Source organism: Paenibacillus sp. FSL P2-0136 (assembly GCF_037975325.1).
GTDB classification, from domain to species: domain Bacteria; phylum Bacillota; class Bacilli; order Paenibacillales; family Paenibacillaceae; genus Paenibacillus_AQ; species Paenibacillus_AQ silagei.
Genome location: NZ_CP150244.1, coordinates 7,069,766 through 7,096,702, shown reverse-complemented (window position 1 = coordinate 7,096,702; position 26,937 = coordinate 7,069,766). Strand labels below are relative to the sequence as shown.

General features: G+C 53.0%; 22 protein-coding genes. 8 read left to right on the top strand and 14 right to left on the bottom strand.

Going from position 1 to position 26,937, the window contains the following annotated elements:
• Window positions 1-20: 20 nt before the first annotated feature.
• From NYE26_RS30260 to NYE26_RS30250, 3 genes are read left to right on the top strand one after another with little or no spacing between them, the layout of a single operon-like run.
• Window positions 21-719 (top strand): response regulator transcription factor, encoded by a 699-nt coding sequence (locus NYE26_RS30260; RefSeq protein ID WP_339252368.1) that lies wholly within the window; start codon window positions 21-23, stop codon window positions 717-719.
• Window positions 712-1,800: a HAMP domain-containing sensor histidine kinase gene (locus NYE26_RS30255; RefSeq protein WP_339252366.1), complete on the top strand. Its 1,089-nt coding sequence runs from the start codon at window positions 712-714 to the stop codon at window positions 1,798-1,800. The genes NYE26_RS30260 and NYE26_RS30255 overlap by 8 nt, the downstream gene beginning before the upstream one ends.
• Before the next feature lie 24 nt (window positions 1,801-1,824).
• A complete protein-coding gene (locus tag NYE26_RS30250) occupies window positions 1,825-4,335 on the top strand; it encodes a hypothetical protein (RefSeq protein ID WP_339252364.1) in 2,511 nt (836 codons plus the stop codon).
• Window positions 4,336-4,389: 54 nt separating this feature from the next.
• Here the strand turns inward: NYE26_RS30250 and NYE26_RS30245 are convergent, their stop codons facing one another.
• The 3 genes from NYE26_RS30245 to NYE26_RS30235 form a co-directional block, all read right to left on the bottom strand.
• Entirely contained in the window at window positions 4,390-5,148 is a 759-nt protein-coding gene (locus NYE26_RS30245) for a hypothetical protein (RefSeq protein ID WP_339252362.1), read from the bottom strand.
• 16 nt (window positions 5,149-5,164) lie between these two features.
• Entirely contained in the window at window positions 5,165-6,370 is a 1,206-nt protein-coding gene (locus NYE26_RS30240) for an ATP-binding protein (protein WP_339252360.1), read from the bottom strand.
• A gap of 260 nt (window positions 6,371-6,630) precedes the next feature.
• Complete coding sequence (locus NYE26_RS30235; RefSeq protein WP_339252358.1) at window positions 6,631-7,032, bottom strand: Rid family hydrolase; 402 nt, start codon at window positions 7,030-7,032, stop codon at window positions 6,631-6,633.
• Window positions 7,033-7,550: 518 nt separating this feature from the next.
• Between NYE26_RS30235 and NYE26_RS30230 the strand changes: the two genes are divergently transcribed.
• Window positions 7,551-9,662, top strand: coding sequence for a TerD family protein (locus NYE26_RS30230; RefSeq protein ID WP_339252356.1), 2,112 nt, complete (start codon window positions 7,551-7,553; stop codon window positions 9,660-9,662).
• 79 nt (window positions 9,663-9,741) lie between these two features.
• Here the strand turns inward: NYE26_RS30230 and NYE26_RS30225 are convergent, their stop codons facing one another.
• Both NYE26_RS30225 and NYE26_RS30220 read right to left on the bottom strand, forming a co-directional pair.
• A complete protein-coding gene (locus NYE26_RS30225; RefSeq protein WP_339252354.1) occupies window positions 9,742-10,248 on the bottom strand; it encodes a hypothetical protein in 507 nt (168 codons plus the stop codon).
• Between the two features lie 18 nt (window positions 10,249-10,266).
• Window positions 10,267-13,818 carry a DUF3289 family protein gene (locus NYE26_RS30220; protein WP_339252352.1) on the bottom strand — a complete coding sequence of 1,184 codons (3,552 nt, stop codon included), beginning with the start codon at window positions 13,816-13,818 and terminating at the stop codon, window positions 10,267-10,269.
• A gap of 380 nt (window positions 13,819-14,198) precedes the next feature.
• On the opposite strand from NYE26_RS30220, the gene pnuC reads away from it, so the two are divergent.
• From pnuC to NYE26_RS30200, 4 genes are read left to right on the top strand one after another with little or no spacing between them, the layout of a single operon-like run.
• Complete coding sequence (gene pnuC / locus NYE26_RS30215) at window positions 14,199-14,876, top strand: nicotinamide riboside transporter PnuC (RefSeq protein WP_339252350.1); 678 nt, start codon at window positions 14,199-14,201, stop codon at window positions 14,874-14,876.
• Window positions 14,873-15,883, top strand: coding sequence for an AAA family ATPase (locus NYE26_RS30210; RefSeq protein ID WP_339252348.1), 1,011 nt, complete (start codon window positions 14,873-14,875; stop codon window positions 15,881-15,883). The genes pnuC and NYE26_RS30210 overlap by 4 nt, the downstream gene beginning before the upstream one ends.
• A gap of 26 nt (window positions 15,884-15,909) precedes the next feature.
• A complete protein-coding gene (locus NYE26_RS30205) occupies window positions 15,910-16,803 on the top strand; it encodes an NUDIX hydrolase (RefSeq protein WP_339252346.1) in 894 nt (297 codons plus the stop codon).
• A gap of 24 nt (window positions 16,804-16,827) precedes the next feature.
• Complete coding sequence (locus tag NYE26_RS30200; protein ID WP_339252344.1) at window positions 16,828-17,268, top strand: DUF6097 family protein; 441 nt, start codon at window positions 16,828-16,830, stop codon at window positions 17,266-17,268.
• A 130-nt stretch (window positions 17,269-17,398) separates the two neighbouring features.
• Here the strand turns inward: NYE26_RS30200 and NYE26_RS30195 are convergent, their stop codons facing one another.
• From NYE26_RS30195 to NYE26_RS30155, 9 genes are all read right to left on the bottom strand, one after another.
• Window positions 17,399-19,030: an S-layer homology domain-containing protein gene (locus NYE26_RS30195; protein ID WP_339252342.1), complete on the bottom strand. Its 1,632-nt coding sequence runs from the start codon at window positions 19,028-19,030 to the stop codon at window positions 17,399-17,401.
• A gap of 33 nt (window positions 19,031-19,063) precedes the next feature.
• On the bottom strand, window positions 19,064-20,014 hold the full coding sequence (locus tag NYE26_RS30190) for a hypothetical protein (protein ID WP_339252340.1): 951 nt from the start codon (window positions 20,012-20,014) through the stop codon (window positions 19,064-19,066).
• Window positions 20,015-20,178: 164 nt separating this feature from the next.
• A complete protein-coding gene (locus NYE26_RS30185) occupies window positions 20,179-21,516 on the bottom strand; it encodes an ATP-binding protein (protein WP_339252338.1) in 1,338 nt (445 codons plus the stop codon).
• Between the two features lie 8 nt (window positions 21,517-21,524).
• On the bottom strand, window positions 21,525-22,163 hold the full coding sequence (locus NYE26_RS30180; protein WP_339252336.1) for a response regulator transcription factor: 639 nt from the start codon (window positions 22,161-22,163) through the stop codon (window positions 21,525-21,527).
• Window positions 22,164-22,292: 129 nt separating this feature from the next.
• Window positions 22,293-23,684, bottom strand: a complete 1,392-nt coding sequence (locus tag NYE26_RS30175; RefSeq protein ID WP_339252334.1) for a HAMP domain-containing sensor histidine kinase — start codon at window positions 23,682-23,684, stop codon at window positions 22,293-22,295.
• Window positions 23,681-24,343 (bottom strand): response regulator transcription factor, encoded by a 663-nt coding sequence (locus NYE26_RS30170; protein ID WP_339252332.1) that lies wholly within the window; start codon window positions 24,341-24,343, stop codon window positions 23,681-23,683. Before NYE26_RS30170 ends, NYE26_RS30175 begins: the two co-directional genes overlap by 4 nt.
• A 392-nt stretch (window positions 24,344-24,735) precedes the next feature.
• Window positions 24,736-25,494 carry a lantibiotic immunity ABC transporter MutG family permease subunit gene (locus tag NYE26_RS30165; protein WP_339252330.1) on the bottom strand — a complete coding sequence of 253 codons (759 nt, stop codon included), beginning with the start codon at window positions 25,492-25,494 and terminating at the stop codon, window positions 24,736-24,738.
• 1 nt (window position 25,495) lies between these two features.
• Window positions 25,496-26,224 carry a lantibiotic immunity ABC transporter MutE/EpiE family permease subunit gene (locus NYE26_RS30160; protein WP_339252328.1) on the bottom strand — a complete coding sequence of 243 codons (729 nt, stop codon included), beginning with the start codon at window positions 26,222-26,224 and terminating at the stop codon, window positions 25,496-25,498.
• Window positions 26,217-26,933 (bottom strand): lantibiotic protection ABC transporter ATP-binding protein, encoded by a 717-nt coding sequence (locus NYE26_RS30155; protein WP_339252326.1) that lies wholly within the window; start codon window positions 26,931-26,933, stop codon window positions 26,217-26,219. The genes NYE26_RS30160 and NYE26_RS30155 overlap by 8 nt, the downstream gene beginning before the upstream one ends.
• Between the last annotated feature and the right edge of the window lie 4 nt (window positions 26,934-26,937).

Here is a 26,937-nt window from a genome sequence, read left to right as displayed (position 1 = left end):
AGGCCTAGGAGGGTTCCGGTATGAAGCGAGTTACTATTCTGATCGCAGAGGACGAGAAAGAGATTGCCGGCCTGATTGCCCTGCACCTGGAGAAGGAAGGGTATCACTGCATTCAGGTATTCGACGGCCAAGCGGCCGTGCAGGCTATTCAGTCCCAATCCATTGATCTGGCCATCCTGGATATTATGATGCCGAAGCTGGACGGATACGAGGTCACCCGCCAGGTGCGGGTGAAGCATAATCTGCCGATTATTTTCCTCAGTGCCAAGACCTCTGACTTCGATAAGATTACCGGTCTTGTCATGGGCGCGGACGATTATATGATCAAGCCCTTCAATCCGATGGAGCTGCTGGCCCGGGTCAATTCCCAGCTACGGCGCTCCCTGCAGTTCAGCCAGCCTCAGGGTGCCCATCTGACTTCGGTTCTGGAGCTGGGCGGGCTGATCATCTCCCCTGACCAGCACACCGTTACGCTGTATGGCGAAGAGATTGACCTTACGCCGAAGGAATTCGACATCCTCTATCTGCTGGCGAGCCACTCGAAGCAGGTGTTCAGTGCAGAGAGTATCTTTCAGCAGGTATGGGGCGAGGCGTACTATGAGAGCGGGAATACAGTGATGGTACATATCCGCACCCTGCGCCGGAAGCTGGGAGAGGATCAGAACAAGGAACGGTTCATCAAGACCATCTGGGGTGTCGGGTACACGTTCAATGCCTAAGAGACGCCGGGGATTCAGAACCAGACTGGTTCAGTTACTGGGCGTAAGCATGCTGCTCTCTGCCGGGATCACCTACGGGATCTTCAAGCTGCTTCAGCTCTATTACGCCGGGGTGAAGTGGGAGGACCCGGAGGCGGAAATCCGCCGGTTCATCTACAGGATCGGAGACTTCAATGTGTCTCTGATGCTGTTCATTCCAATCATGCTGATCTTATTCTTCATGTTCACCAAGCCGTACATCCGCTACCTTAACGAGATTTCCAAGGGGATTCATCATCTGGCGGGCGGAGATTTCCAGAATCAGGTGCGGATTGCCTCCAGGGATGAGTTCAGCGCAATCGCAGAGGATCTGAATGTGGCCGGAGCCAAGCTGCAGGAGGCCGTACAAAGAGGTGATTTCGCCGAGAGCAGCAAGGACCAGCTAGTCGTCAATCTGGCGCATGATCTGCGTACACCACTGACGTCCGTTCTCGGATATTTGGATCTGATTCTGAGGGATGAGCAATTACCAGTGGAGACGATCCGGCATTACGCGACGATTGCCTTCACCAAGTCCCAGCGGCTGGAGAAGCTGATTGACGGGCTGTTCGAGATCACCAGGATGAACCATGGCACACTGCCTGTGGTGAAGACATATCTGGATATTACCGAATTGCTGCGGCAATTGAACGAGGAGATGTACCCGGTATTCGAGCGCAATGGCCTGACCTCCCGGCTGAATGTGACTCCTGGCCTAATGATCTACGGGGACGGGGATCTGCTGGTACGCGTATTAGGCAATCTGCTGACCAATGCCGCCCGTTACGGGCAGGAAGGCGGTTATGTGGATATTAACAGCCGCCCAGATTCAGGTTCAGTAGCGGTTGAGGTCATCAATTACGGAAATCCCATTCCGCCGGAGGAGCAGCCGCATATCTTCGAGATGTATTACTCGGGGGACCGGGCACGGACACATCAGGAGGGCGGGACCGGCCTGGGGCTGTTCATTGCACGCAATATTGTAGAGCAGCATGACGGTAGCCTGTCTGTAGAGAGCAATGAGCTGCGGACGAGGTTCGAGGTCCGGCTGCCGCAAGCTTAAGCGAAGTTAAGGGAGGAGAGAATTATGAATCATACCACTAGAAAATATGCTGTAGCCATGCTAAGCCTGGCGGTTCTCAGCCAGTCCATCGCCTTCGGAGCCTATGCGGCAGCCGGGCCTTCAGCGGGAAAGGCGGCTACAGCCTCCGTGTCCACGCTGGAGGGACTGGGGGCGGTCTCATTGAAGAGCGGGGTGAGCGTGAAGCTGCTGGACGCTGCCCTTCAGCCCCAGGAGAGCGGGAATATGATTACGTATACCCTGAATTACGTTAACGGGAGTAACAGCAACGTGAGCCTGATTGATTATTTCTCCAAGGTTACTACCCCAAGCGGCGCAGTTATTCAAGGCAAGCCGGTGACGGGCAGTGCTGCCGTCAAATCTATTCCGGCTAATAGCAGCCAGTCGGTCACGTATTATGTCAATGCGGGGAAGGCTGCCAAAATAACCGGAGTCCGAATCGCCCTGTTCGGCTGGGACTTCAGCCAGGCGAATTACCAGAAGAAGCTGGGGATGTTCACGATTCCGGGTTCCTACTCGGTAGCCACCGCCAGAGGGCAGAGCAAGAAGCTGGTCCTGGCGGGTATGCCGGTGATCAGTAAGGCCGAGAGCCTGCAGATCGTTAAGGCTAACGGAAAAGTGTATGCCAGGGTGGGCATCAGCTTCGCCAATTCGGGCACCAAGGTGCTTAAGGACACGGGCCTGAAGGGATATCTGATATCCTCGGGAGGCTCCAGATTTGAACTGAATGCCGCCCCTGCCGATTACCAGATTCAGCCCAAGGAGAAACGGACCGTGCAATTTCTGGCGGACATTCCCTCCTATACGAAGACGGATAATATGTCCCTGCAGTTCATCCAGGAAGACAGCGAGCTGCAGCTGAACCTGCCTGTGGCTGAGTATAAGCTGCCTGCCGCGGTGTCGCCGAACTTCACCGTACCCGTTAACGCCGTCGCCAAGCTTAAGGTTGCCAACAATACAATTGAGACACAGCTCGCAAGCGCGGCGGTGTATTCGGAGGATCATCTGGCGAAATGGAGCCTGAAATTCCGGGTGCGCAACACAGGCAACCAAGCGGTGACGATTCCGGCCTATTCCTTCAGCCTGACGACTGCCGAAGGGTACAGCTATCCGGTCAGCAATAAGGCACTGGCCGGTCTGAGTCTGAAGCCGCTGGAGGAGCGGGTAGTCGAACTCAGTGCAGAGCTGCCCCTGAAGCTTAATCAGGGAGTGCTCCAGCTACAGATGAACGAGCCGGCAGAAGAGGGCCGGATCGCCTTCCCGGCGGCTTACTATCAGATTCCCTACTCCTTGCAGCCGAATCATCTGCTGGCGACTGAGTACCCCGTGCAGAACAGTCTGGGTACCTTCGTGGTGAAGCTGGAAGCGGTGGAACGCCTGCCGTGGTCGGACCGCGATCAGGTCGTGACCAAGCTCAGCCTCCGCAACTCAGGCATGGCGAATGTTCAGCTTCCGGCCCTTACAGCGCTTCTGAAGGCGGGGGATCTCGATATCAGCGGCAGTTCGCAGATGGTGATCGAAGGCTCCAAGAGCCAATTGGCCCCGCAGGAGACAGCGGTTCTGTATATTACGGGGAACCTTCCCTATTCTTATCATCTGACGAAGCTGAAGGTGATCCTCCAGTATCCTTCGGAAGAGACCCAGGCGAATTTCCTCACGCTATTCACCAGCCAGGTGGAGAATACCTTAAGAACCGTGGCGGCCGGTGAACCCTTCCGTCTGGAGCTGGCCGGGAAGAAGGCAGAGATTCTGGAGCGGCAGAGCCGGATCTATCCGGGCACGGATTCCAAGCTGATCTATACCGAGCTGGTGATGACCAACGAGGAACTACGCAAGACCCAGCCGGCGCAGCTGGTGGGGTATTACCGGACCCCGGATCGACAGTATTTCGAGGCGGTAATCTCGCAGTCCGCCGCGGCCCTGAACCCCAAAGAGAAGAGTCTCGTAACCGTCTGGAGCAAGCTTCCTACGGAGATCAATGCGTCAGATCTAACCCTCTTCCTCGGGGAAGGCATCGCCGAAGGCAAGCTGACCGCACCCGGCGCAGTGCCGACCGCTTACATCCAGACCGTGGGCCTGGGGCTGAGTCCGGCCAATCCTGCTCCGCAGCCGTCCCTTCAGAAGCTGGACCTGTTCCCCTACTCCCTGTCCGTGAACCAGGTGACTGCCACGATGCCTGAAGACCGGGAGTCCATAGAGGTACAGATGAACTACCGGTTAACCCGAAGTGAGCAGTATGTTGCTGAGGCAAATGAGCATAGGCTGGTGGCCGAACTGATTGATCCGTTTGGTCAGCCGTCGGAGCAGCTTCTGCCTCTGGGAGACGGACCGGCTGGTGCGGGAGCCACGGGCAGCTTGTCCTTCCCGCTGAACAACAAAGCGTACAAGTCCCTTAACGGCGCAACGGTGCGGGTGAATATTTACGATGAGTTCCAGGGCAAACGGATACTACTGGGCAGCCAGAATTATGCTGTGGTGTATGAGCGGCCTGCGCCGAAGAAGGGGGAGGGGGAGTGATATTGCAGATTAAAGAACAGGCTGCTTTCCAATGATGGAGAGCAGCCTGTTTTTTCATATCATTTTAACTGGTTGGATTATTATTGTTTTTATCTGCTTGGAATCATGAGTCCTGTTATAGTTCTTACAGAATGCATCAACATTTGTAATGATTCTAGCTTTATCATAGATGAAGAAATAGATGTGCTTTTTGGGATAATGAAATGCATCTGACCCGATCTCTTCGGTGAGCTTCCTCTCAGTCATATTTGGACGCGAGCATTTAACTTCAATTACAGTTTCGTAGGAATCTATAAATATATCAAAGCGATAACCCTTGTATCCTCCGTCAGTGGGCACCTCGACCCTTGCTTCAGGGAAAATGGGACGGAGCAGTGAATATAGCAACCGCTGCACATCATATTCGTTACCCAGTGAAATGTCAGCAAGGCTCTCTAGCTTCAGTGTTCCATTTCCATGGACTGGCTTCTGATACATTTCGTAAATATGCTTATCGAAATTATGAAGAACTCTGCTTATGATAAGATGAAAATGTGCTTCATCTATTTCATTAAGTGGTTTGGCATCATCGAAAAGCCCAGCGTTAATATCTGTAATTAAATTCTCCAGGTATAATTGTGCCTGGAGTATACCTGCTCTGGTGAGCAAGACAAATTTCTGTGCTATGGACTGATCGGAGAAGAGACGCTCTAACATGCGGCTGGTAGTATCTACCCATCTGCTGAAGTCAGCCGATTGTCCCTGTGGGAAAGATTGAATTTGCACTTGAAGCGCACCTATAGCTTGTAGTCTATCCTCATTAATCGTAGTCAAAATAATCCCCCTTCGATTAGTTGAGATTACCCCAGCGCAAAAAGAACAGGAATAACGGTTCTAAAATGTAAACTTCATCGTCCTTATATTCAAAAACCTGATACATCGGTTCGCTGCTCTGCATAATAGCCTGCATCTGATCAATAGCTGCTTTGATTTTCACCCGATCCGGTTTGTCAGCATGATTACCTAGCAACACATCAATTCTTCGCTTGATGCTGTCGATAGAAAGGCTCACAATGGGCGGATCATCAGCAATTGCCTTTAGAAGTAACTCATAGATATCGGTTTGTTCACCTTTTATAGTCAAATAAGTTTTTCTTTTTTGTCCCCGGGGATTTGGACCTGTTTTCAATTTCCTGGCAACCTCTTGGTAAGCAAGAAGGTTCAATGAGGTCATTCTGTAGGCCTGGTTGAGGGTCTCCTGATCAGGCATTGCCGGATAATCTGTATTGTCGATATCGAGTATCATACTAAGGTTATAACAGATAGATTGCATGAGTTGGGGAGAAGATAGACTCTCCTGCGCAATGTTATCGGCGATCCGCAGATCAATCTGCATATTTAGTTTGTTGAATCCTCCTACAGCAATTTCACGCAGTTCATCTGGATTCCAAGGCTCGATATTAATCAGGTTCAGTCTCCCGCTTAAATCGGCATTCTTTCGAATGGCATCATCCGAACGGTGAGGTAAGGATATGATGATGGCTCGAAGCCCTTTGCGGATCGCATCTTTGAGCTGATAGGCAATCTCAAACTGTTTGCTGGGTGAAGCGTAATGGAAGTCATCTAGTAATAGAACTAAGTTGTTTGCTATAAAATATTTAATGACTTTATCTTTGCCGGAACGGAAAGACTCTGTGATGGAGGTGGTGATTCCTTCTGTTGTTCCGGCGAGCCCCTGACCTTCAAGCGTGCGTATTTCTGTATGGTCTCGTTCGAGGGGAATACCAATTTTATTTGCAACCGTCTCCCAGAAATCTACGGTATCCTTAAAGTCGCTTCCTATAAAATCGACGTATCCGTCCAAGCCGATTACCTTGTCACACAGTACGGTTTTTCCTGTTTTCGATGGACCTATAATTGAAGTTAAAAATCCGACCATATCGATCACATTATGAAGACGGAATTCATAGGTCAGCCCAAATTCCGATTTGCGCGAAATATAGGTGTGAATCGGAAGGGCACCAGCAATAAAAACATCTCTAACTCTGAGCTTCAAACAATCACCCCTCAGCAGCATTAAATGGTTGTAGATATCTTAGTTCCGTATTCTGTTCTAGTATATCCCTAAGTGGAATGATTTAACAACGTTATCTAACCTTTTAAGAAAAACGACATTAAAATCCTCTTAAATTATCTGATGCACATCAATAATACACCTTTATCTCTTAATTACCCGCAGCGCAGAAAAAAACACCCAAAACAAGCCTCTAGAATACTTCTAGGGCTTGTTTTGGGTGTATTAATTTACGCTACGCTCTAACCTGCGGCCCACACATCCAGCTCGATTTTGAGTTCAGGCAGACCTAATCCCTGGATGTAGGCCACCGTCATGGAAGGAGGCGTAGGGCCGAACACTTCATTCCAGATGGAATAGAAATGATCCCAATCGATTTCCTCCGTGGCCCAGATGTTGATTTTGATGACATGATCGGGAGTTAGCCCTTGAGAGGACAAGATGTCTACAATATTGCTCATCGTATTGGTTACTTGCTGATTGAAATCGGCAGGGATATTGTTGTTCTGATCGATCCCGATTTGACCGGAAAAGACATACATTTCAGCGTCTCTGCTGATCTTAGTGACATGGCTGTAGCTTCCAACAGGTTTTGCTATATTTTCCGGATTATATCTTTGAATGACATTGTTATTTAGTCTCATTGCTTATAAGTCTCCTTTTAAATGGGCTGTTTTTTATAGTATTACTTCATATTGGACAGACCTATCCCGTCAACATGAATTCTAGAAAAAAACAGCAGTCGAATACCCGATTCCAGCAGACAGATATTGAATAGATCTCTTTTTCATCAGGTATCCCTCCTAAACATTTAAAATTTAACTTACTGTAAGAATGATAACATACCCTCAATGAAAAGCCAAAATACAGGGTGCGATAAGAGGCGGGATGTGCCATAAGTTAAAAATTCCCTTTGTCGTAATACTTCCGCCCTGTTGGCCCGCTGGACCGTGTGCGATGATGGATTCATCAAACGGCGGCAAGATCGCCGGGAGATCTTCAGGCTATTGCGGTTCTTCCTTCTACTCAATTGGATGAATTAGAGCCGCAGCTCTCCTGAAGGATGCTTATCCAGAGAGGAGGCGTCCAGGCTATTGTATTCCTTCCTTCTACCCATGGACTGAAACCGAGTAGGGATACAGCTCTCCTGGACACTTTTACTATGCAAATAAACCGAATCTACCTGCGTAGAGCAGGCAAAATGATGCTGAAACACACACCTGATGCTGCTGACACGAAGAAGCTACCGAAGGGGTACTTGGCCGCAGCCCTCCGCAATCTGCAGGGGCTTGGGTATACCCTGTCGCCTGCCTTGTTCCGGGCGGTCCAGAAGATGCCCCGCGAGGCCTTCGAGCAGCTGTATTATCCGCTGATTGCCGATGTAAGACGGATGGTTGGCGCGCATGTGCATTATGCACCGATGTATCCAGGGTTCCCGGAGCAGGTCATGCAGGAGGATGAAGCGGAGCTGTATTTCAATGCGATGTTCCATTATTACACCTGGGAGCTTCCATATGCTGATTCCGTGCAGCGAACGCCCCTTGAGGAACAGGTGAAGATGAAGGTCATTGACCTGGGGAGCATCACGGAGTTCCGGACCCTAATCCGCCAGCTGATGGAGGCCAGAGGCTCGATCTCGGCAGAGGATCAGAAGGATATCGATGCTGTGATTGCGAATACAGCCAACGAAGAGCTGGATGAACTCCTGCCGAAGGAGATCCCGTTCAAGGAGAATGCCGGATTCGTGGCAGCGTCGCTGCTTAGGCATGATAAGGCGGATGTAGCCAGAATAAGCCCCTATTTCATGACAGCAACCGATGTGCTGCGGCTGGCGGTGGCCTGGTCGGAAGGCGATGTTAGTCTGGCCTTGCCCACCCGCTTCCGCAAGTTCAAGCGTAGTGAACGCCGGCTGTTACTGGGGCTCTTGGAACGGTGTCAGACGATCACCGAGGATATGCTGCGATACAGGGAGCGCTGGATTCGTCTCGGCGAGATCCTGCATCCATCTGAATACAAGCAGCGGTATAAACGCTGTGAGGAAGCTTTTGATATCCTGCGCAACAACAAAGCCTTCACGACCTTTAACGGAAGTGTGGAGCTGGCCCTTCAGTATCACCAGATGTGGACGGCGCTGGATCTGCTGGTGAAGCGTCCGGGCGAATTCGCACGAAGATTGGCGAAGCTGCTGCGGATGACCCGCGAGCCGGAGTACGTGGTGATGGCCTTCGCAGAAGTGGCAGACCAGGTATCGACCCCGGTGCTGCTGCAGGTGAAGAGCTACTTCGCGCGACAGCGGGAGCTGCCGGAGCTTAGGGTGTTTTTCCCCAAGGGAAATGTCGCCAAAGCCTGGGCCACTCCTAATACCCTGCCGGAGATCAGTGAAGAAGCCTGTCGGGACATGGTGGACCTCTGTGAGCAGACTCTGGTCGCCCGCTTCGCAAGCCAGCCTTCCCTGGGAAAAGTATATGTGGATGAGCGTCTGAAGGACTATCTGGTGCCGTTCTCCCAGCGGTCGGCCAGTAAAGCGCTGCATACTCTTGTACGGGGAAGCCGGATTCCGCTGGAAGAAGGGAACACGGTCCGTTTCTTCTGCTGGTGGAAGGAAGGGAAGATGGACGGTACCTCTACAGGCCGAGTTGATATTGATCTGTCAGCAGTGATGTATGATAAGAATTGGAATTATGTGGAGCATATTTCTTATACGAATCTTCGCTCGGCACAATATCGTGCAGTCCATAGCGGCGATATAGTAACGGCGCCTTACGGGGCCAGCGAGTTCATTGATCTGCATATTCCTTCTATTGTTGAGTATGGCGGAAGGTATGTAGTGGCGACTCTCCATTCCTTCACAGGACAGCCGTACTGCAATCTGCCGGAGTGCTTTACGGGCTGGATGATGCGGAAGAAGCCGGGGTCCGGTGAAATCTATGAGCCAGCCACGGTATCGAACAAGATTGATGTCACGGCGGATACCCAACTCGCCATTCCTGTGATACTCGATCTGGTGGAGCGGACCGTGATCTGGACAGACTTGTCCCTGACCAGAGATCCGTTCCATGTGAATAACGTGGAAGGGAACCAGAAGGGGATGGTGATCATCGGCAAGGCGATGACCTCCTTGAAGAAGCCCGATCTGTATGATCTGTTCACGCTGCACGCCAAGGCCCGCGGTCAGCAGGCCGCATCCCCACAGCAGGCCGATACCGTATTCTCGGTGCATCAGGGAGTGACTCCGTACCATATCGAGCAGATTATGGCCGAATATGTGGTGTGAGCAGAGCGGGTAACCGGTTTGTTCAAAAGAAAGGGATGTCTCAGCCATTACACATGGCGTGGGACACCCCTTTTTTAAATTACTCTATCTCAATCCCATACCAGCCGTCTGCAAGTGGAGTCAGCTTATACTTAACCGGCTCTGTCGCATACGCCTGCTCCATCATGCTCTGACTTGCGCAATACACGATATGATAGGTGGGACCATGCTCCCTTTCCCAGTCGAATATGAATCTGAGGAGCGGCTTCCCGTCCTGTTTGCTATAGCGCACGAAGTCCAGGCTGTCCCCGGACCATGCGGCGATCTGCCGGATCTTGTCTTGCAATTCCGTATTCATACTGTCATGGAATGGAGGGACGGCATTATTAGAGTAGATGAAGGTATTCCCGATATTACTCCGTTCATCCAGGCTGTCCATCAGCAGCAGGGTCTTCGTCTTCACAGCATCAAACTGCGCGCGGTGCTCCCGGAATAGTTCATATTTCATCTTGGAGGAATCGTAGCCGATGATGAAGCCTGCCGCTGCAAGCAACAGTATAATGGTAATGCCAAGTAAGATTCGTGTCCTGCGACTCAATAGCTTCACCTGCCTGCTCCATTGAAATTAGTTAACGGAGCCGCTAAAAGGCAGCTCGTAGTCAATCGTTGTAATGAACGGTACATATTTGCCGTTGAACCGTTCGTAGTGCTGCAAAGTGAACCAGTCCACAAATCCCGGATTATTAATCTCATCATCAGCATCCAGGCCGAAATGATCATAGAAATGGAACACCAGCTTGCCGCTGAATTGACCTCCGTTGTTGTTGAAGTCCTTAATGGTAATATTATGACCATGGAAGGCATGGATAGCCAGAGATAACGCCAGATTGGTCTTCTCCGTAAATAACGGATACGGGCTGGTCGAGAATTGATTCACGTAACTATACACCACATTCCGGTTGCTGTTCGGATCAAATTTTAGTCTGGACAGATCACCGTTATTACTGCGCAGCTCCTGCACAACAAAATTCTTGATTAATTGTACATAGTTCTGGGTACTGGCGTCCGTGATGACGGCATTATCCAGCTGGCTGTTATGATACTTGATATATTTGCTGGTATCGAAGGTGTCGCCAAGGGTTACCGAAGATCCCTCATTAATGGTTTTGCTGTATTTGAACGTTGAGATCAGATCGCCAAGAACGAATTTCATATCATCCGTTGCACCTATTGTGCCGACAACGAACAGGAGGGCCATCTCGCCCCAGATCATGGGCTCGGGCGTAATTCTGGCCACCGAGAATACCGGGCCCAGCTTGAGTAATTCAAAATACGTATAGTCATTGAACGTCAGGTCATCGGAGACTGGGGAAGTTCCCTGCGGTGCTTTCTTAAGAATTCCTTCTCTGTTATCAGATTGAAGGATCAGGGCCTCCCTTACATCTGGAACCAGTCTTCTGCTGTCCACCGCATCGTTCAAGCCGTCGCCGTCCGTATCGGCCAGGTTGGGATTGGAGTACAAATAGGCGTAGACCTTGTCGCCGGATTTAACAATACGGATCTCTTGTCCGTCCTTAAGCCCGTCGTTATCGCTGTCTGCATCCAGATAATTCAACCTTATTGCCGCACCGCCAGTACCAACACGCAGTCTTCCGGCCTGCATCTCCTTCTCATGATAATCGCTGATGCCATCCTGGTCTGTATCCTTGTACAGATCGGAAGTCTCGGCAATGGTATCGAAGATCCCATACAATTGGCTGGCATTACTTGCATGATAATAGCTGCCGCCGGTGCCCTGGGCCATGCTGGTCAGGACACTCGTCGAAATGCTGCTGCCCAGGCCTACCGTATAAATCACAATACCCTGATCGGCAGCCCGTTTGGTTAGTGCGGTATCATAAGAGCCTTCCCCGTCAGTAAGCATAATAATGTACTTCAGAACATCCGCTCTGCTGGTGGTGGCGAACAGATTAATTGCACTTGAAATCCCGCTGCTCAGAGTCGTTCCGCCGTTCGCATCAATCCGCCCCGCAGCCTGACTCAGCACGGTCTTGTCTGAAGTGAAGCCGGATAACACCTTGGCAGAGTCGTCAAAATCAACAATAGCCCCGCGGTCACTGTCCGTCAGCAGATTGACGAACTGTCTGGTTACGCTGATTCTCACATTGCTCCGGTCATTATCTGACATACTGCCCGATGAATCGATGACGAAGGCAATATCCATCCCCGCATAATGCTCCTGTCCCTCATCATACAGGAACTTATATAACCAGACCTGGTCGTATACTGTCTTGTTTAACAGAATGTATTTGGAGAAATGAACCGTCTGGACCGAGATCATATTCCCGGCCACCTGCTGATCCGGTAGCTCTTCGAACAGCTGCGACTCCTCATTGTAATAGTAGATTCGCGGCACAAAGCCTGCCTGACTCAGTAAGCTTTTGTCAAACTCAAAGGAGATTGTGGCCTTCTCAAAGCTTCCGTCGATGGAGAAATTATAGCCTTGATCAATATATCCGGGAATAGTTGTATCATTAAGAATGCCATCTTGGACCGGCTGGACAGACAAGCTGTCTACCTGCTCCGCAGTGATCCCTTCTACAGCTACCGTTGGAACAGCCTTGCCCCCGACATCCTCTGCCTTCATTGTTCTTGCGAACTTCGTCTCAGGCACAAGCGGGTCGCTTCCGATCTGGAGTTCCCACGCGTCAGAGAGTCCGTCTCCATCGGTGTCGGCCTTCAGGGGATCGGTCTTGTGCTTATGGATCTCTTCGCCGTCCGTCAGGCCATCGCCGTCACTGTCCTCGCTGCTGAGGCTGGTGCCCAGCATCAGCTCCTCCAGGTTGGTTAATCCGTCCTTGTCGTAGTCTTCATCACCGTCAGCAGTCCCGTTCTTATCACTGTCCGGTTCAAGCGGATTCAGCTTCAGCACGAGCAGCTCATCCCGGTCGCTTAACCCGTCGCCGTCGGTATCCTTGCTGGTAGCGGAGAGGCCATAATGCTCCTCATAGTAATCGCTAATTCCGTCATTATCGCTGTCCTTCTCCCGGTCAATCCCGAGGTTATCCAGATTGCTCTCGTCGAAGTTCACGATAATATACGTCTTGGAGACCTCTGAGCCATCGTTTAACTGCGCGCTTAACTTCAGCAGATTATATCCGATGCCAAGTCCGATTCCTTCCACAGACCATGCTGCACTTACAGGGATCGTCCCTTGCTGGAGGACTGCTTTGTTTTTGTCCGTAATCTCATAATTGAAGGCCTTGACCTGTGATACTCCTCCTAGCGTTCCCGTCAGCTTGTCCATCTTGGAGGTCAGGAAGTAATAGTCTCCGTCCGGACTGTTCTGAAGCTGGAGACTGTACGTTTCAAGCTGCACGGAGACCCTGCCCGGCTCAGGCTCCGGGGATTCTTCCCCGGTTGAGATCTGCGTTAGCTGATAGCCCGAAGGCGCACTTACAACATTCCCCGGGTTCCCGGAGAAGCCCAGGATCAGAGTCTCGCCCGGCTGAATATTGGCATTATAGCCCGCATTATGTATAACGTAATGATTGCCGGTATGCCCGGTAATTTCAGCCGTCCAGAACCGGTCCAGGTTCCCGTCATAATCGAACCCCAGCGTCCAATCCTCTATGGTAGACTGCGATGTATTCTTAATGGCAATCTCGCCGTTAAAAGCGCTCCCCCAATCACTTGTTACCTTGAAGCCTGTTTCGTATTGCCCCGCCGGTACGATCTGTTCCGCGCCCTGCATTTCAAATGCTACAGGCAGCTGAAGCTCTCCTTCAAATGAAGCCGTGAAGCCGAAATTCACACTGCCACCCACCGGAATGTCCTGATTGCTGCCTGCATTCTTGATGGTATAAACTCCGTTCTCGTAGGACTGTACTTGTCCGTTCCAGATATTCGTAATCTCATAAGGGGATGTAAAATCAATACTCCAGTTCTCCAGCGTCCGGTTACCCGTATTCCTGATCGTGACATCTGCGTTAAAGGCGCCTTCCCACTGGGAGGAAATTGTGTAGATTACCTCGTACCCCTCTCCTGTGTAGATTGTTTGCTGCTTGCCGCCCGTGTCTTCCTGAGCTAGAGCGGGCCTGAGCTGAAGAGAAGAGAATACCAATACCAGAATGGCAAATAAGATGAAGCTTCGTTTCATGATCCTTGTCTTGAACATTGCTGCCGTTCCTCCTTATATGATCGCTAATGGGGTGGATAATATGTAAGATCTTGGGGTATATGAATCTATCATATTTGCATAAAGAGGTTTAGGCAACAACAAATGGAAGAAAAGTAGAGGGACGTCAAAAATAGCCAGCTCATAGGCTGACTTGTACGTGTGAAGGAGGTTTTAATAGCTTCCTAATACCGCCGTTATCTAATCCTCCAAATGATTGGTTCTCAACAGGCGGCCGAAGACCGCTATCTCATAAGCTGTGGAAAATCGGGCTTGCATCCCGCCATAAATTCTGTTATTTTGATATTAACAAAATGTAATTATCAATTAGTTAATAAGTATTCAATTTCTTAGGATACAGAGGAAGCGGAGGGATGAGCATGAAGAAGGCACCCGGCAACTGGAGCGGGTTTGAACTCGCCTGGCTGGTGATTTTTACGCTGATCGCGGTTGTTTTTACGGTAATGTCCAAGGATTCGCTCTTCGGGTTCACGGTCTTCATCACCGGGGTACTATGCGTGGTGCTGACGGCGAAGGGGAAGCTGGCGAGCTATGGATTCGGGATGTATAATACGTTCGGATATGCTTATTTGGCCTATATCAACGGATTATTCGGCGAGGTTATGCTGAATCTGCTATTCTTTGTGCCCATGAATATTGCAGGCTTTTATATGTGGAAAAGAAACATGCACGGCGGCAAGCTATCCATGCGCCAAATGGAAACGAGGGGCATCCTGCTCACCGTTGCAGTCTGTGTGGCGGGAGCGCTGCTGCTGGGCTTCGGCTTATCGTTCATTCCCGCGCAGAATTCACCTTACATCGACGCCCTGACTACCGTGTTATCGGTAGTGGCAACGATTCTGATGGTGCGTCGTTTCAAGGAGCAGTGGCTGGTCTATATTGTGCTGAATATGTTCACAGTGCTGCTCTGGGTGATCCGGACGCTGGAAGGCAGCGGGGAGGGTCTGCTGATGATCGTGATGTGGAGCGCCTATCTGATTAATGCGGTCTACGGCTACTACAACTGGAACAAAGGGGCTAGGGAGGCGCTGTCATGAAAACACTTGGATTAACACTCGGGAAGTTCGCCCCGCTGCATAAAGGGCACCAGTTCATGTTCGAGACGGCGCTGCGGGAGGTTGACGAGCTGATTGTGGTGATCTATGAGACCAAGGTCTCTCCGGTACCGCTGCAGATCCGGGCCAACTGGATTCGCAGGCTCTATCCTGCGGTCCGGGTAATCGAGGCCTGGGATGGCCCCGATGGATACTCGGATGACAGGGAGCATGAAATCCGGGAGGAGCAGTATATTCTCGGGCTGCTGAAGGGCGAGCAGGTGACCCATTTTTATTCGAGTGAATTCTATGGAGAGCATATGAGTCTGGCGCTGGGTGCTATTGACCGGCGGGTGGATGAGGCGAGGGTGCAGGTTCCGGTATCGGCCACGATGGTCCGCTCGGACCCTTACCAATACCGGGGTTATGTCAGTGGGCTAGTGTACCGCGATCTAATTACCAAGGTCGTATTTGTAGGGGCGATGTCTACCGGTAAGTCGACGATCACCGAAGCGCTTGCCCGGAAATACGGTACGGCCTTTGCCAGTGAATACGGGCGGGATTACTGGGCAGAGCATCAGGTGGACCGCCGGATTGGGTTGGAGGCTTTTGACGAGATCGGGGTGGGGCATCTGGAGCGGGAAGAGCAGGCATTGCTTGATGCCAACAGGTATTTATTCGTCGATACGAATGCGATTACCACTTATATGTATGCGCTGGATTACCATGGGAAGGCACCCGAGCTGCTAACCCGGCTGGCCTTGGAGAACGCGCAGCGCTACGACCTGTTCTTCCTGTGCGACGATGATATTCCCTATGACGATACGTGGGACCGCAGCGGGGATCAGAAGCGGCATGTGTTCCACCAGCAGATTATCGCAGATCTGAAGGAGAGGCGGATTCCCTATATAACCCTTAGGGGCACGCTTACGGAACGTATAAGCAAGGTGGACAGTGTACTGGCAAAATTCAAGCCGTACGGGAATTATTTCGGAGAGCTGGAGCATTGAGCCAGAGACAGAAGGAGGCGGAGAATGTGGAATTGAGAGATGCTAACGGACTTACAGAGCGTGAATTCCTGGAGCAGTACCGGGCCGGGGACTATGAACGGCCTTCCGTGGCGGCGGATATGGTGATCTTCACCGCCACGGATACAGCGGCAGACTATGAACCCGGGGCTACGGCGAAGGAGCTGCGCCTCCTGCTGATCCGCAGAGGCGGGCATCCCTGCCTCGGGAAGTGGGCACTGCCGGGCGGCTTCGTCCAGCCGGACGAGACCACAGATCAGGCGGCCGCGCGAGAGCTGGAGGAGGAGACCGGCGTGGCCGGTGTCTATCTGGAGCAGCTGCGCACCTTCAGCGACCCCGGGCGCGATCCCCGCACCTGGGTGATCAGCAGCAGTTATATGGCGCTGGTCGACAGCCGCCGTAGCCAATTAGAGGCAGGGGATGATGCCGAGGCTGCGGCCTGGTTCAAGGTAAGCTACCAGCTCCGGCAGGAGCATAAAGAGCTGCTGGAGCAGGGCTGCATCCGCACCCGTACCTATGAGCTTCGGCTGGAAGCGGGCGGGCAGGAGCTGGCAGCAGTGATCGAACAGACGGTGACGGCGACACCGGCTGCAAGATCGGTGCAGTATGCCGTCTTGTCCAATGACGGACTTGCTTTTGATCACGCCAAGATCATTGCCTATGCTATTGAACGGCTGCGTCAGGAGACGGAGAGAACCGGAATCGCGCTGCTCTTAATGCCTGAGCAATTCACCCTGGCCGAGTTGCAGCAGGTCTACGAGGTGATTCTCGGCCAGGAGTTGCCGAAGGCGGTCTTCCTGGACAAGGTGGCTGCGCTTATAACCGCGACCAACCTGTACACAGAGCATACGGAACACACACCCTCCCGCCGCTTGTATCAGCGGAACTGGGGAGAAGTCTGAATTTTTAATTAGGAGGAACCATCCATGAATGCAGGAAGAGCAATATTAAGAACAATGGAATTCAGCCACGAGCTGGATGTGCTGCACAACTACATTACACAATCCAAGATGCCGGTACGCAAAAGCGACTCCTTCGATAAGCAGGTCATGCTGCTCGAAGAAGCCCAGGGTGAGAGCGCGTTTCAATCCACCTACAAAAAGATGAAGAAGGTCAACATGCTGTCCGGTCTGTTCGCCCTGCCGGTGCTGCTGGTGGTTGCCATCGCCGCGATCTACGGCAGGTATATTAACCGGGGTTATGATGTGTTCGGCTACTTCGTGGATCATCCGGTGCTGTATATCGTACCTGCCGCGCTGATCGTGGTGACGCTGGTGCTGGCCTTGTACCATTCGGTACTGCGGCGGAAGCTGTACGGCCAAATCTACCCGGAGCTGAAAGGAAAGCTGGGGATGCATGCCGCCTGAGCATAAACGGCCTAATTCTTGTTTTCATCCGGATAAAGAATCTTGTGTTACCGAACATGAATAGAGAAGCATTTCTTCAACGTACGGAAGAGATGCTTCTCTATTTGTTGTGACTACATCTTTTTAAATATTACGGTTTGCCCGCATACTCATGCGCTGCGGAAGCTTCCTGAATGGCCTGGAAGGCCCAATGTGCAGCAGGCACATCACTCCAGGAAGACTTGCTCCAGCTCTCGCTGTTCCGCTGCAGAATAGTATTGATGATCGTAACGGCTTCCGCACGTGTCAGCGGCTGGTCTGGACGGAAGGTACCGTCAGGGTAACCGGTTATGAGCTTCTTCTGCAGAAGCGCTCCGATCTCCGTACCCGCCCAGTGCGTAGCCGTATCTGCGAAGGTTGAACCATCGCCGGCCGGCAGGTTCAGCCAGCGGCTGGCAATAGCGGCAAATTCGGCTCTGCTGACAGCAGCCTCTGACTTGAAGGTTCCATCCGGGTAACCTTGGATCAGACCGGCTGCTGCTGCGTATTGCACCGCCGCATCAGACCAGCGTTTGCCGGTAATATCGGCCAGTGCCGCAGCAGCCGGGGCCTTCGGAGCCGCCCCTTCCGCCTTCAGCCGCTGAAGGATTGCGGCCAGCTCTCCACGGGTAATTCCCCGTTCAGGCCGGAACGTCCCGTCCGGATAGCCCAGAATATAGGCATCATGCCGGGCAGCGGCCCCGAGGCCTTCCAGCTTGAGAATCGTAAACGTACTGAATTTGTTGATGCCGAAGGACAGGCCGGATAATCCCTGCTTGTACTGGACGAATTCAGGTCTGATCAATTCGCGGTCGCCGTCGCTATGCTCGATGAAGACAGCCAGCTTAGCCAGGAAGGCCGTCCGCTCTCTACCGTCTGCAGGCAGCTGAACCCCCTTAAGCGGCAGCGTGATTTCAACAGCCCGGCTGCTCAGATTAGTCTCGATGGTCATCGGGCGTGCAACAACCTGAACCTCCTCGCCGCTCACGGTTTCCCTGACAACACGTTCCACTCTGGCCCGCTCCTCAACTTCAGCGCGCTGTGCCGCATCCTTGATCGGCACAAGCCGGAAGTACAGGTCCTCCGTGATCCCGGATAACGATGCGTTGGGAATCTTAATTGCCGCATTATCCGAGTAAATCTCCAGCTCCAGACCGCCCTTGAACAGTACATCCAGAGCCGCTGCCGGAATCTGCAGCCTCAGCTCGGACACCTTATCCTCGGCGTCCGGGATGACGATTCTTGCCGCACTCCGTCCGGCAGCCTTGGCGCCCGCCACACTTGCGGCGGCCTGCTGCGCATCAAAGGTCACCTGGTCGGTAATGCGTCCGGCAGCATCTCTGGTCCGCCGCACCGCCGCGCCGGAGATCGTAGTGCCGTCTCCATTGTCGACGATAACCGTCAGCAGCTCACTTCCGCCTGGGCTTACTGCACCTGCGGCCGGTGCGCTTGAAGGTTGAGGTGTAGCCGTAGGCACACTCGTAGGTTGAGGTGTAGCTGTAGGCGTACTGGCAGGTTCAGGTGAAGCAGTTGGCGTGGCAGTAGGTGCAGTTGTAGCTTCTGGTGCAGTTGTAGGTTTAACTTCTGGCTGCGTAACCGTGAATGCCATCTCCAGTTCATTAGAGACGACATTCGCCAGCCCGGATGGAGGGCGGTTGCCCTCAGACGCTAATACCGCAGTCGTGCAGGCAAGCAGGACGAGGAGCAGGGAGACGGTATAGAGTACAATCCTTGCTTTTTTCATGATCACCATTCCAATCCTGTGTCATTCCATTCGTTAGGGAATCATGGTCGTAGTGTAGGTTACCTTCACTTCATCGCTGAACGTATAGACGGTTTCTTCGCCGTCCTGGTCGAACTTCGCTGTCATCTGTGAATTAGGTGTCAGAGAATACGTAGGGTAGTTCAGCCGGAATACCTCTAAGGAATCGCCTGCTGCCAATTCTACCGGAATCGTGAAGGTGTGGGCGGCTGCATCATAATATTCTGCCAGCAGCGGGATGCCTTTTTTATCGGTATACAGGAATCCATCATACTGGCCATCGCTGAAATTCGGAGTCATTTCACCGATATTAATAACGAACGTTCCCGTTGAAGCGGCTGTTGCCGGCGCTGAACTCAGGTACATGATCATATCTCTATGCTGATAAGGATTCGGCTCTTGCAGATTTCCGCTAAAGGTTGTCTTCTGCGCCGGCTTCACCTCTTTAACAGCGAGCAGCTTGGCTGTAAATGGAGCGTTCTGCGGGGATACAGCCTTGAAGGTAATATCGAATTCATTGGAATCCGCAGCATCGCCGACATTGACTTCGAGGCCTTTATCAATGTAGTAATAGGTATAATTGCCTTCCACAAAAGATTCTGGGTGGTTGTCCAGCTCTACGGCACCCGCAGCAGCGGTTGGAATCTCCAGCAGTACGCTGACCTTCAGATTGTCGTCATTCTCCGCGCCAGGACTGATGAAGTATTCAATCTCCTTGGAAGTATCCTTGGTCAGATCATAGGCCTTCTTGTCCAGCTTCAGAGCTGAAGAATCCCAGGATAGAACAACGGTATCCTCGGCATTTACTGCCGTTACGTTGAATTCTGCCTCAAGCTCATTACCGATCCTGTTGTCCAGCAGACTGCCGGGTCCGGCATAAGCGGATGGAACTGCGCCAAGCACCAGACAAGCGGATACAGCCGCGCTGATGTACAGCTTCTTGCGTGTTTTCTTCAGTTCTTGCATTTTCGCAACTCCCCTTTTTGTACATGAATAGAATGAACCGGGTTTCGCAGTGAAATGACATCATTCGACGCGATTCCCTATATTTCGATATGGTTCATTGTATCATTGGGCAAAAAAAGCCCGTAACGCCTATCTTTTATAGGACCTACGGGCGGAGGAATTCGTTATATGGAGGAGCGCTTTATTTTTCGGAGATACAGGTAAAAGCAGGTGCCCTGCCCCGGTTCACTCTCTACACGGATGGAGCCGTCAAGCTTCATCATCACATTCTTGCAGTAATACAGGCCCAGACCATAATGAGCGGTCATCTTCTTGGTGGAGTAGAAGGGATCAAAGATATACGGGAGTGCCGTCTGCGGAATTCCTTTGCCGCTATCCTGAATGGAGATGACCGCTTCCCGGGAGGTCTCCGACAACCGGACGGTAATCGCTCCTTGATGCTCCATGGCCTCGGCCGCATTGTTCAGCAGATTGGTCAGCATCTCCTTCAGATGAAGGGGATCGAAGTATACGTCCTGGACGGTATGCAGGGAATGATGGAGGTGAATCTCCGGCGGAGCTACCCTTGCAAAGGCTGCAAGACAAGATTCTAATACAGGCGCAGGATTCATTGTCTGAGCCTGAATGTCAATGGCTTGTACGGACTCGTTGATCTTGCCCATCATATTTTGCACATGGCCGATGGATTCGGCAGCCGAAGCGACCATATCGAGAGTTTCCCGGTGGCCGCCGCCAGTCTGCTCACCGCTCTGAAGCTCCCGCCGGATCTGATGGAGCAGGATGTCTATTTTGCCGATCTCATTCTTAATGGTATGGTTCAGCAGATGGGAGCCTCCCTTCAAGGTGTGCAGGGACGCGTTTATCTTCAGCATCTCCACCTTGAACCGCACTCCAAGGATGCCCCTTGTCAGACCGATCAGCAGGAACACGGACAGGAAGCCTATGCTAACGAGGTGGTTGAATTGAAACAGGTCAATCCCCAGCATATAAAAGGCATAGCTCACTATAATATACACCATCACCGGCAGCGCCAGCATGTTCGTCAGCATCCGCTCGCGGCGCTTGAACGGGTGCTTCTCACGGAGATTCGCCAGAATAAGCAGCACGGCGCTGATTCCTAACGCACAGCCAATGAACAGCAGCATAGGCAATTCATTTCTGCCGCTGTAATTGACGAGCCGGCCGGGCGTGAGCGGGGTAGCAGCAATTCCCGCTAACGCCGCAATGACAAGAATAATGCCATACATCCGCCGCTGCCGCCTGTGCAGCAAATCCGAATATACAGCACCAAACATGCCGAACGTATAGGCAATTGTAGCATCGGAAACGGCATATAGTGTATTAATCCATACATCGTACTTGGTCTGCGGATAGGCTGCGCTAAGCAGATAGGTGATAATGCTGCTGCTGGACGCAAACAGAGCAATACTGAACCAGCGGAACGAGGCGTTGCCCGAATTGAGCCAGAGAACCACCGAAGCTACTAACAGAGTTATGAACAAGGCGGGGATCATAGCTCAAGTTCTCTGTCGGTTAATCCTCTGCTCTTGATAGCCCGGACGACCTCCTTCAGGGATTTGGAGTTGAATTTGCGGAGTATACTGGTAATTTGATTCTTCAGCGTCCCTTCCGATTTGCGGAGCGAGCGCATCATGGCCTGTCTGCCGTTGCCTGCTTCGCTAAGCGAGATAATTTCCTTCTCGGCTAACGTCAGGCGGTTATATTGTTCGGCTTCTTTGAGCCGCAGGAATTCCCTGACCAGAACAGACTGGGGAGAACGGGAGCGCATCGCTTCCCGGATCGTGCCCGGGATGAGGCGGAAATCCGATTTACTTACATATTGAATGGCACCGGCCGTAAAAGCATCCAGAATCGTCCGCTCATCCGCAACGGAGGTGAGTACAATCACCCGGGCCTCGTTGCCCGTCAGGCTCAGCTCCAGCGTAGCCTGGAGGCCGTCCAGATGATGCTCCGTCAGGTTGAGATCCATCAGCACCACATCTACTGTATGGTTTGTACAAAAGGCGAGCGCCTCTTCTTTGGTAGCTGTAGTGTGAATAACCTGCAGACCGGGTTCGCTATTCAGGAACCGGGCGAGCATGCTTCTCCATACCGCATCATCTTCAACAATCAGAATTTGGATCTCCATAGACTTCTCCTTTGAGCAGAAGATTAGCGGTACCTCTTCATTCTACTACGGATAGAGAAGGAACGTAACAGTGAATTGAGTGGATTTGTCTATTAAAATAATCACAAAAACCGCTTGAGATGAAGATTTCTATGAAGTCGCAGACGGGGTAATCAGACGCTCCGGATTGGCAATGCGCATCGTGACTTTGGCGCCGCCGGAGACGGAGTCGTTGCTGAGGCTCAGCGTGCCTCCGTGCTGCTCGGCCACAGAGCGTGCAATATAGAGCCCCATTCCGTGATGATTCCCGGAGCTGCGGCTCGGGTCGCCCCGGTAGAACTGGCTGGTGGCCTCCCGGAGGTCGGCCGCCGAGAAGCCGCTGCCGGTGTCGGTAACCGTGAACTGAACCGCATCCGGCCCGCTCTGGACAAGCAGGGCAATGCTGCCCCCGGGCGGGGTATGCTCGGCGGCATTGGTAATCACGTTCATTATGCCCCGCAGCAGCAGCTCCTTGTGAATGAACAGGTATTCCGGCAGCTTCTCCTGCCGGATAGAGGTCTTCAGGTTCCTGCCTGCCTTGAGGGCATTCATCTGCAGCTCCAGCTCAGCTATGATCTCTGCTGCCGGGACCAGCACCTTCTGGCGGGAGGAGCCGGCCTGCTGGTTGGACAGGTCAATGACTTCCTGCACGAAGGCTTCAATGTCTTCAGCGCTGCGGCGGATATAGCCGCTGTATTCACGCTGCGGCTCCGTCTCTACAATCTCCTGCAGCAGCTCGGCGTTGCCCCGGATAATGGTCAGCGGCGTCTTGATGTCGTGGGCCAGCGCGGAGATCTGCTCTCTGCGGGAGCGCTCCAGCTCCCACTGCTTCTCCAGTGAAGTCTGCAGGGCATCCTTCATCCGGTCCAGCGAGCCCAGTACCTCATCAATCTCCACAATGCCGCTGGGATGGACGGCGAACTCCAGATTCTCGCGCCGGATGTTCTCGGTCGCTTCCTGCAGTCCGGCCATCCGCTCCGAGAGCTTCCGGCCGAACCGGGCCGCGAGCAGGGCGGCCATCACCAGGAACCCGAGCACGAAGAGCAAGGGGCCCAGGAGCTGGGGATTCGGCAGCGCGCTGCGCAGCACTGGAGAAGCATACTGCGGTGTCAGGACATAGCGGAAGATCCATAGCTCCTGCCCATGCTCGGCGGTGGTATAGTAGTAGGCGCTTCTGTTGTTCCCCTCCCGGATTATTCTCCAGGCTTGCTCCGCCTCCTTAGCCGTCAGGTTGCCGGCCAGCGGCTTCCCGTCCAAGGTGAATACGGTGTAATTCAGCTGGTCCGGGACCCGGGGAACCGTATCTGTTACATCAGCAGCTAACTGCTGCTTGAACTGGGCAATTGCCTTCTCCTCATAGTTGGCAGGCAGCAGCGCCCCCTGGGCGAACGCCAGCGCGAATACACCGAGCAGTCCTCCCAGCAGCAGAATGGTGCCCAGACTAAGCAGCAGCAGGTATTTTAGGAAAAAAGTACGCAGTCGCACGGCTTTACGTTGTTTCACAGCTTCCACTTGTATCCGATCCCCCAGATGGTTTCTATGGCCTCCAGCCCGTGCCGGGCCAGCTTAGCGCGGATATTCTTGATATGCTCGGTAATCGCACTGCTGTCACTGTCCCCGTCCATCCCGAAGACCCCTTCATAGATATGGTCCTTGGAGAAGACCTGTCCGCGGTGGCGGGCCAGGAATTCGCAGATTTCATATTCGCTTTTGGTCAGCGGCACCTTGTCCTCCCGGGCGTACAGCTCTTTACCGGAGAGGTTCAGGCGCACAGGGTCCATGTACAGAATGTTGCGCTTCTCCCGGCTCTCCCGCCGCAGATGAGCGTTGATCCGCGCCCGCAGCGCACCTATGCCGAAGGGCTTCATAATATAGTCATCCGCCCCCAGCCCCAGTCCGTACATCAGGTCACTTTCCAGCGTCTTTGCCGTCAAAAAAAGAATGGGACAATCCACCGCCATGCGGATCTCCCGGCACAGGGTGAAGCCGTCCACGCCGGGCATCATCACATCCAGCAGAATCAGGTCATACGCACCGAGGTCAGTCCGGCGCACCAGCGCGGAATCAGAGAAGGTGGTTACCAGATGGCGGTCGGTACTGAGCGCGTTGGCTATCAGAGACAGGATGGCGGGTTCGTCGTCTACCACAAGTATTTTGGCCATATCATGGATTCCCTCATTTACAGATTAGTAGGCTAGGCCTCATCATGCCCACTGCACTATTTTAATTCCATAATTGCCGTAAGGTATGAAGCTGCGTTCGCAGCGAATAATCAGAGATAAGTGTATTCGGTGCAACTAAAAACAATGAAAAGGAAGTCATACCTCTCCTAACTGTATTCCATACAACTAAATTTGCCGGTATGGGTGAAAAGACGGGTACAGAAGCATTTTAGTTGCACGAAATACAGCTAAACAGAGATTCGGCGGCACATCCGGCGATTTAGTTGTACAGATTGCAATTAAGCCTATCCCTTGCACCTTAATCAGGCACAGCAACCCTCAGCCAGTGATGAGTTAAAAGTGATTTTCACACGTTTAAATCTGATGGTCTACTAGTTATCCGCAGAGCGGCCCTCCCATTTGTTGAACCATAACATACTGAGGAGGCCAGCGGCTACTGTTGCTCCTGTACAGATGGATATGCCGGTGGCCAGTCCCGTTTCAGCCCGGGGCAGCCGGAGTCCCGAATGCTGAAGCTCCAGCAGGGAGAGGAAACGTCCGCCCCAGGCGAAGGGGATATACGGCCACAGGATATCGCCAAGACCAGTCAGCATCAGGGCGGCGAGCAGGCTCCCCGTGATTCCTATGCCGATGGAGACGCCCCGGCCGAACCGCAGGCTGAAAGCGAAGTGAACCAGATAGAGCAGGATGTTGCTTGCGAACAGGATCACGGCCCCGGTCAGATAAAAGAGTATGCCGTGCCGGTCCTGCCCCAGCATTCCGGCAAATCCCAGGCTGAACAGGACAAAGATCAGCAGGACAGCCCCCAGGCTGGAGCCCAGCAGGAGCAGCAGCTTGCTTGCATAGGTGGTGCTTCTTGCCGCAGGCAAGGCCAGCATTCCCTGGAATCCTCCGGCGGCGGCCTCCTGCTCCGCTGCCATCGCACAGAGCAGCCCGATGAGGGTAGGAAACGCACAGGCGACCGCCTGCATGAACGCCATCACCTTAACCCCTTCGCTGGCAGAGGAAATGGAATAGTAAGCCATGAATAGGGCAGCCCCGATCAGCGGAGTCAGCAGATGGGTCAGGAGAAACGGGGTGCGCCGCATTTTGAGCAGATCGGCCCTGAGCAGACCCGGCAGTGTATTCATGCTACTTCGCCTCCTGTCTACGGAACCATAAGGTGGTCAGCAGGAACAGGAGGGCGAACCATCCGAGGGAGACCAGCGTACCGGGAAGAATCATATCTGTGCTGCGCAGCGGGCTGTCCGCCGGGACCGGCAGGCCGTTCGGCAGGATGGACAGCACCGGACACATGAGCCTTGCGGTAATTGTATAAGGAATGTAATCCCATAAGCCGCCCTTGTCGAATTGAACTACACCTAGAATAGTACCGAACAGGTTCAGTAGGATGGCTGCGAATAATCCGAGCCGGGCAGCCAGGAACAGGCACAGTGGAATCTGCCACAGGAAGGTCAGGAAGATCAGCGCGCTGCCCGCCAGGCTGCTCAGCAGCGGAATCGATTGGCCGAACAGCAGGCCCCCGGCGGTCACGCCGATCAGGAACACAGCTAGAGTTGTGAGCAGCCAGCCGGTGCAGGCAAGGATTTTGCTGGTCCAGAGCGTACCCGGTGTAAAGGGCAGGGCCAGCAGGCTGCGGTATTTCAGCTTGGCATCCTTAAGCAGCGCCAGCGAACAGGCCAAGCTCAGCGCACCGGGCAGGAACAGGGTATACCACCAGTTGTAGGCGCCGTTCTGGAACAGGCTTCCGCCCATGAGAACGGCACACAGCAGAAGCGCAATTGCCGGGGCCAGCCAGACCAGCTTGGGAATGAAGGTCCGCCGCCATTTCAGGCGTTCAGCTCTTATGATATTAAGCATGAACGGCACCGTCCCTCCGGTGGGCTGCCGCGACCTGCATGAACAACGCCTCCAGGTCCTGTTCTGGGGAGACCGCCCCCTGATAGCCCAGCACGCCGCCCGCGATGATACCGATATGATCTGCCGTCTGTTCTACCTCGGAGAGCAGGTGGCTGGACAGGATGACGGTGATTCCCTGCTGCGGGAAGGAGCGGATCAGCTCCCGCAGCTCCTGAATCCCGATCGGGTCCAGCCCGTTCGTCGGCTCGTCCAGAATCAGCAGCTCCGGCTGGTTGAGGAGCGCAATGGCGATGCCGAGCCGCTGCTTCATCCCCATGGAGAATTGTCCGGCCCGCTTCTTCCCGGTTGCGGTCAGATCGACAACGGCAAGCACCTCTTCGATACGCGACTGCGGCAGTCCGAGGGCCAGCGTGCGTACCTTCAGATTCTCCCGGGCGGTCAGATTATCGTACAGCGGAGGTGCTTCAATTAATACGCCGATCCGGCTTAAGTCCTTCCGGGTCCATTCCTGGCCCTGGAAGCGGATTGTCCCGGAATCGGGCCGCAGCATGCCGGTAATCATTTTGAGCAGGGTCGATTTGCCTGCACCGTTCGGACCGAGCAGCCCGTAGACCGAATTGCGTGCAACAGTTAACGATACGTTGTTGACGGCTGTCTGGCGTTTGAAGCTTTTACATAGATCCTGTATTTCCAGAATATGTTCCTGCATAGTA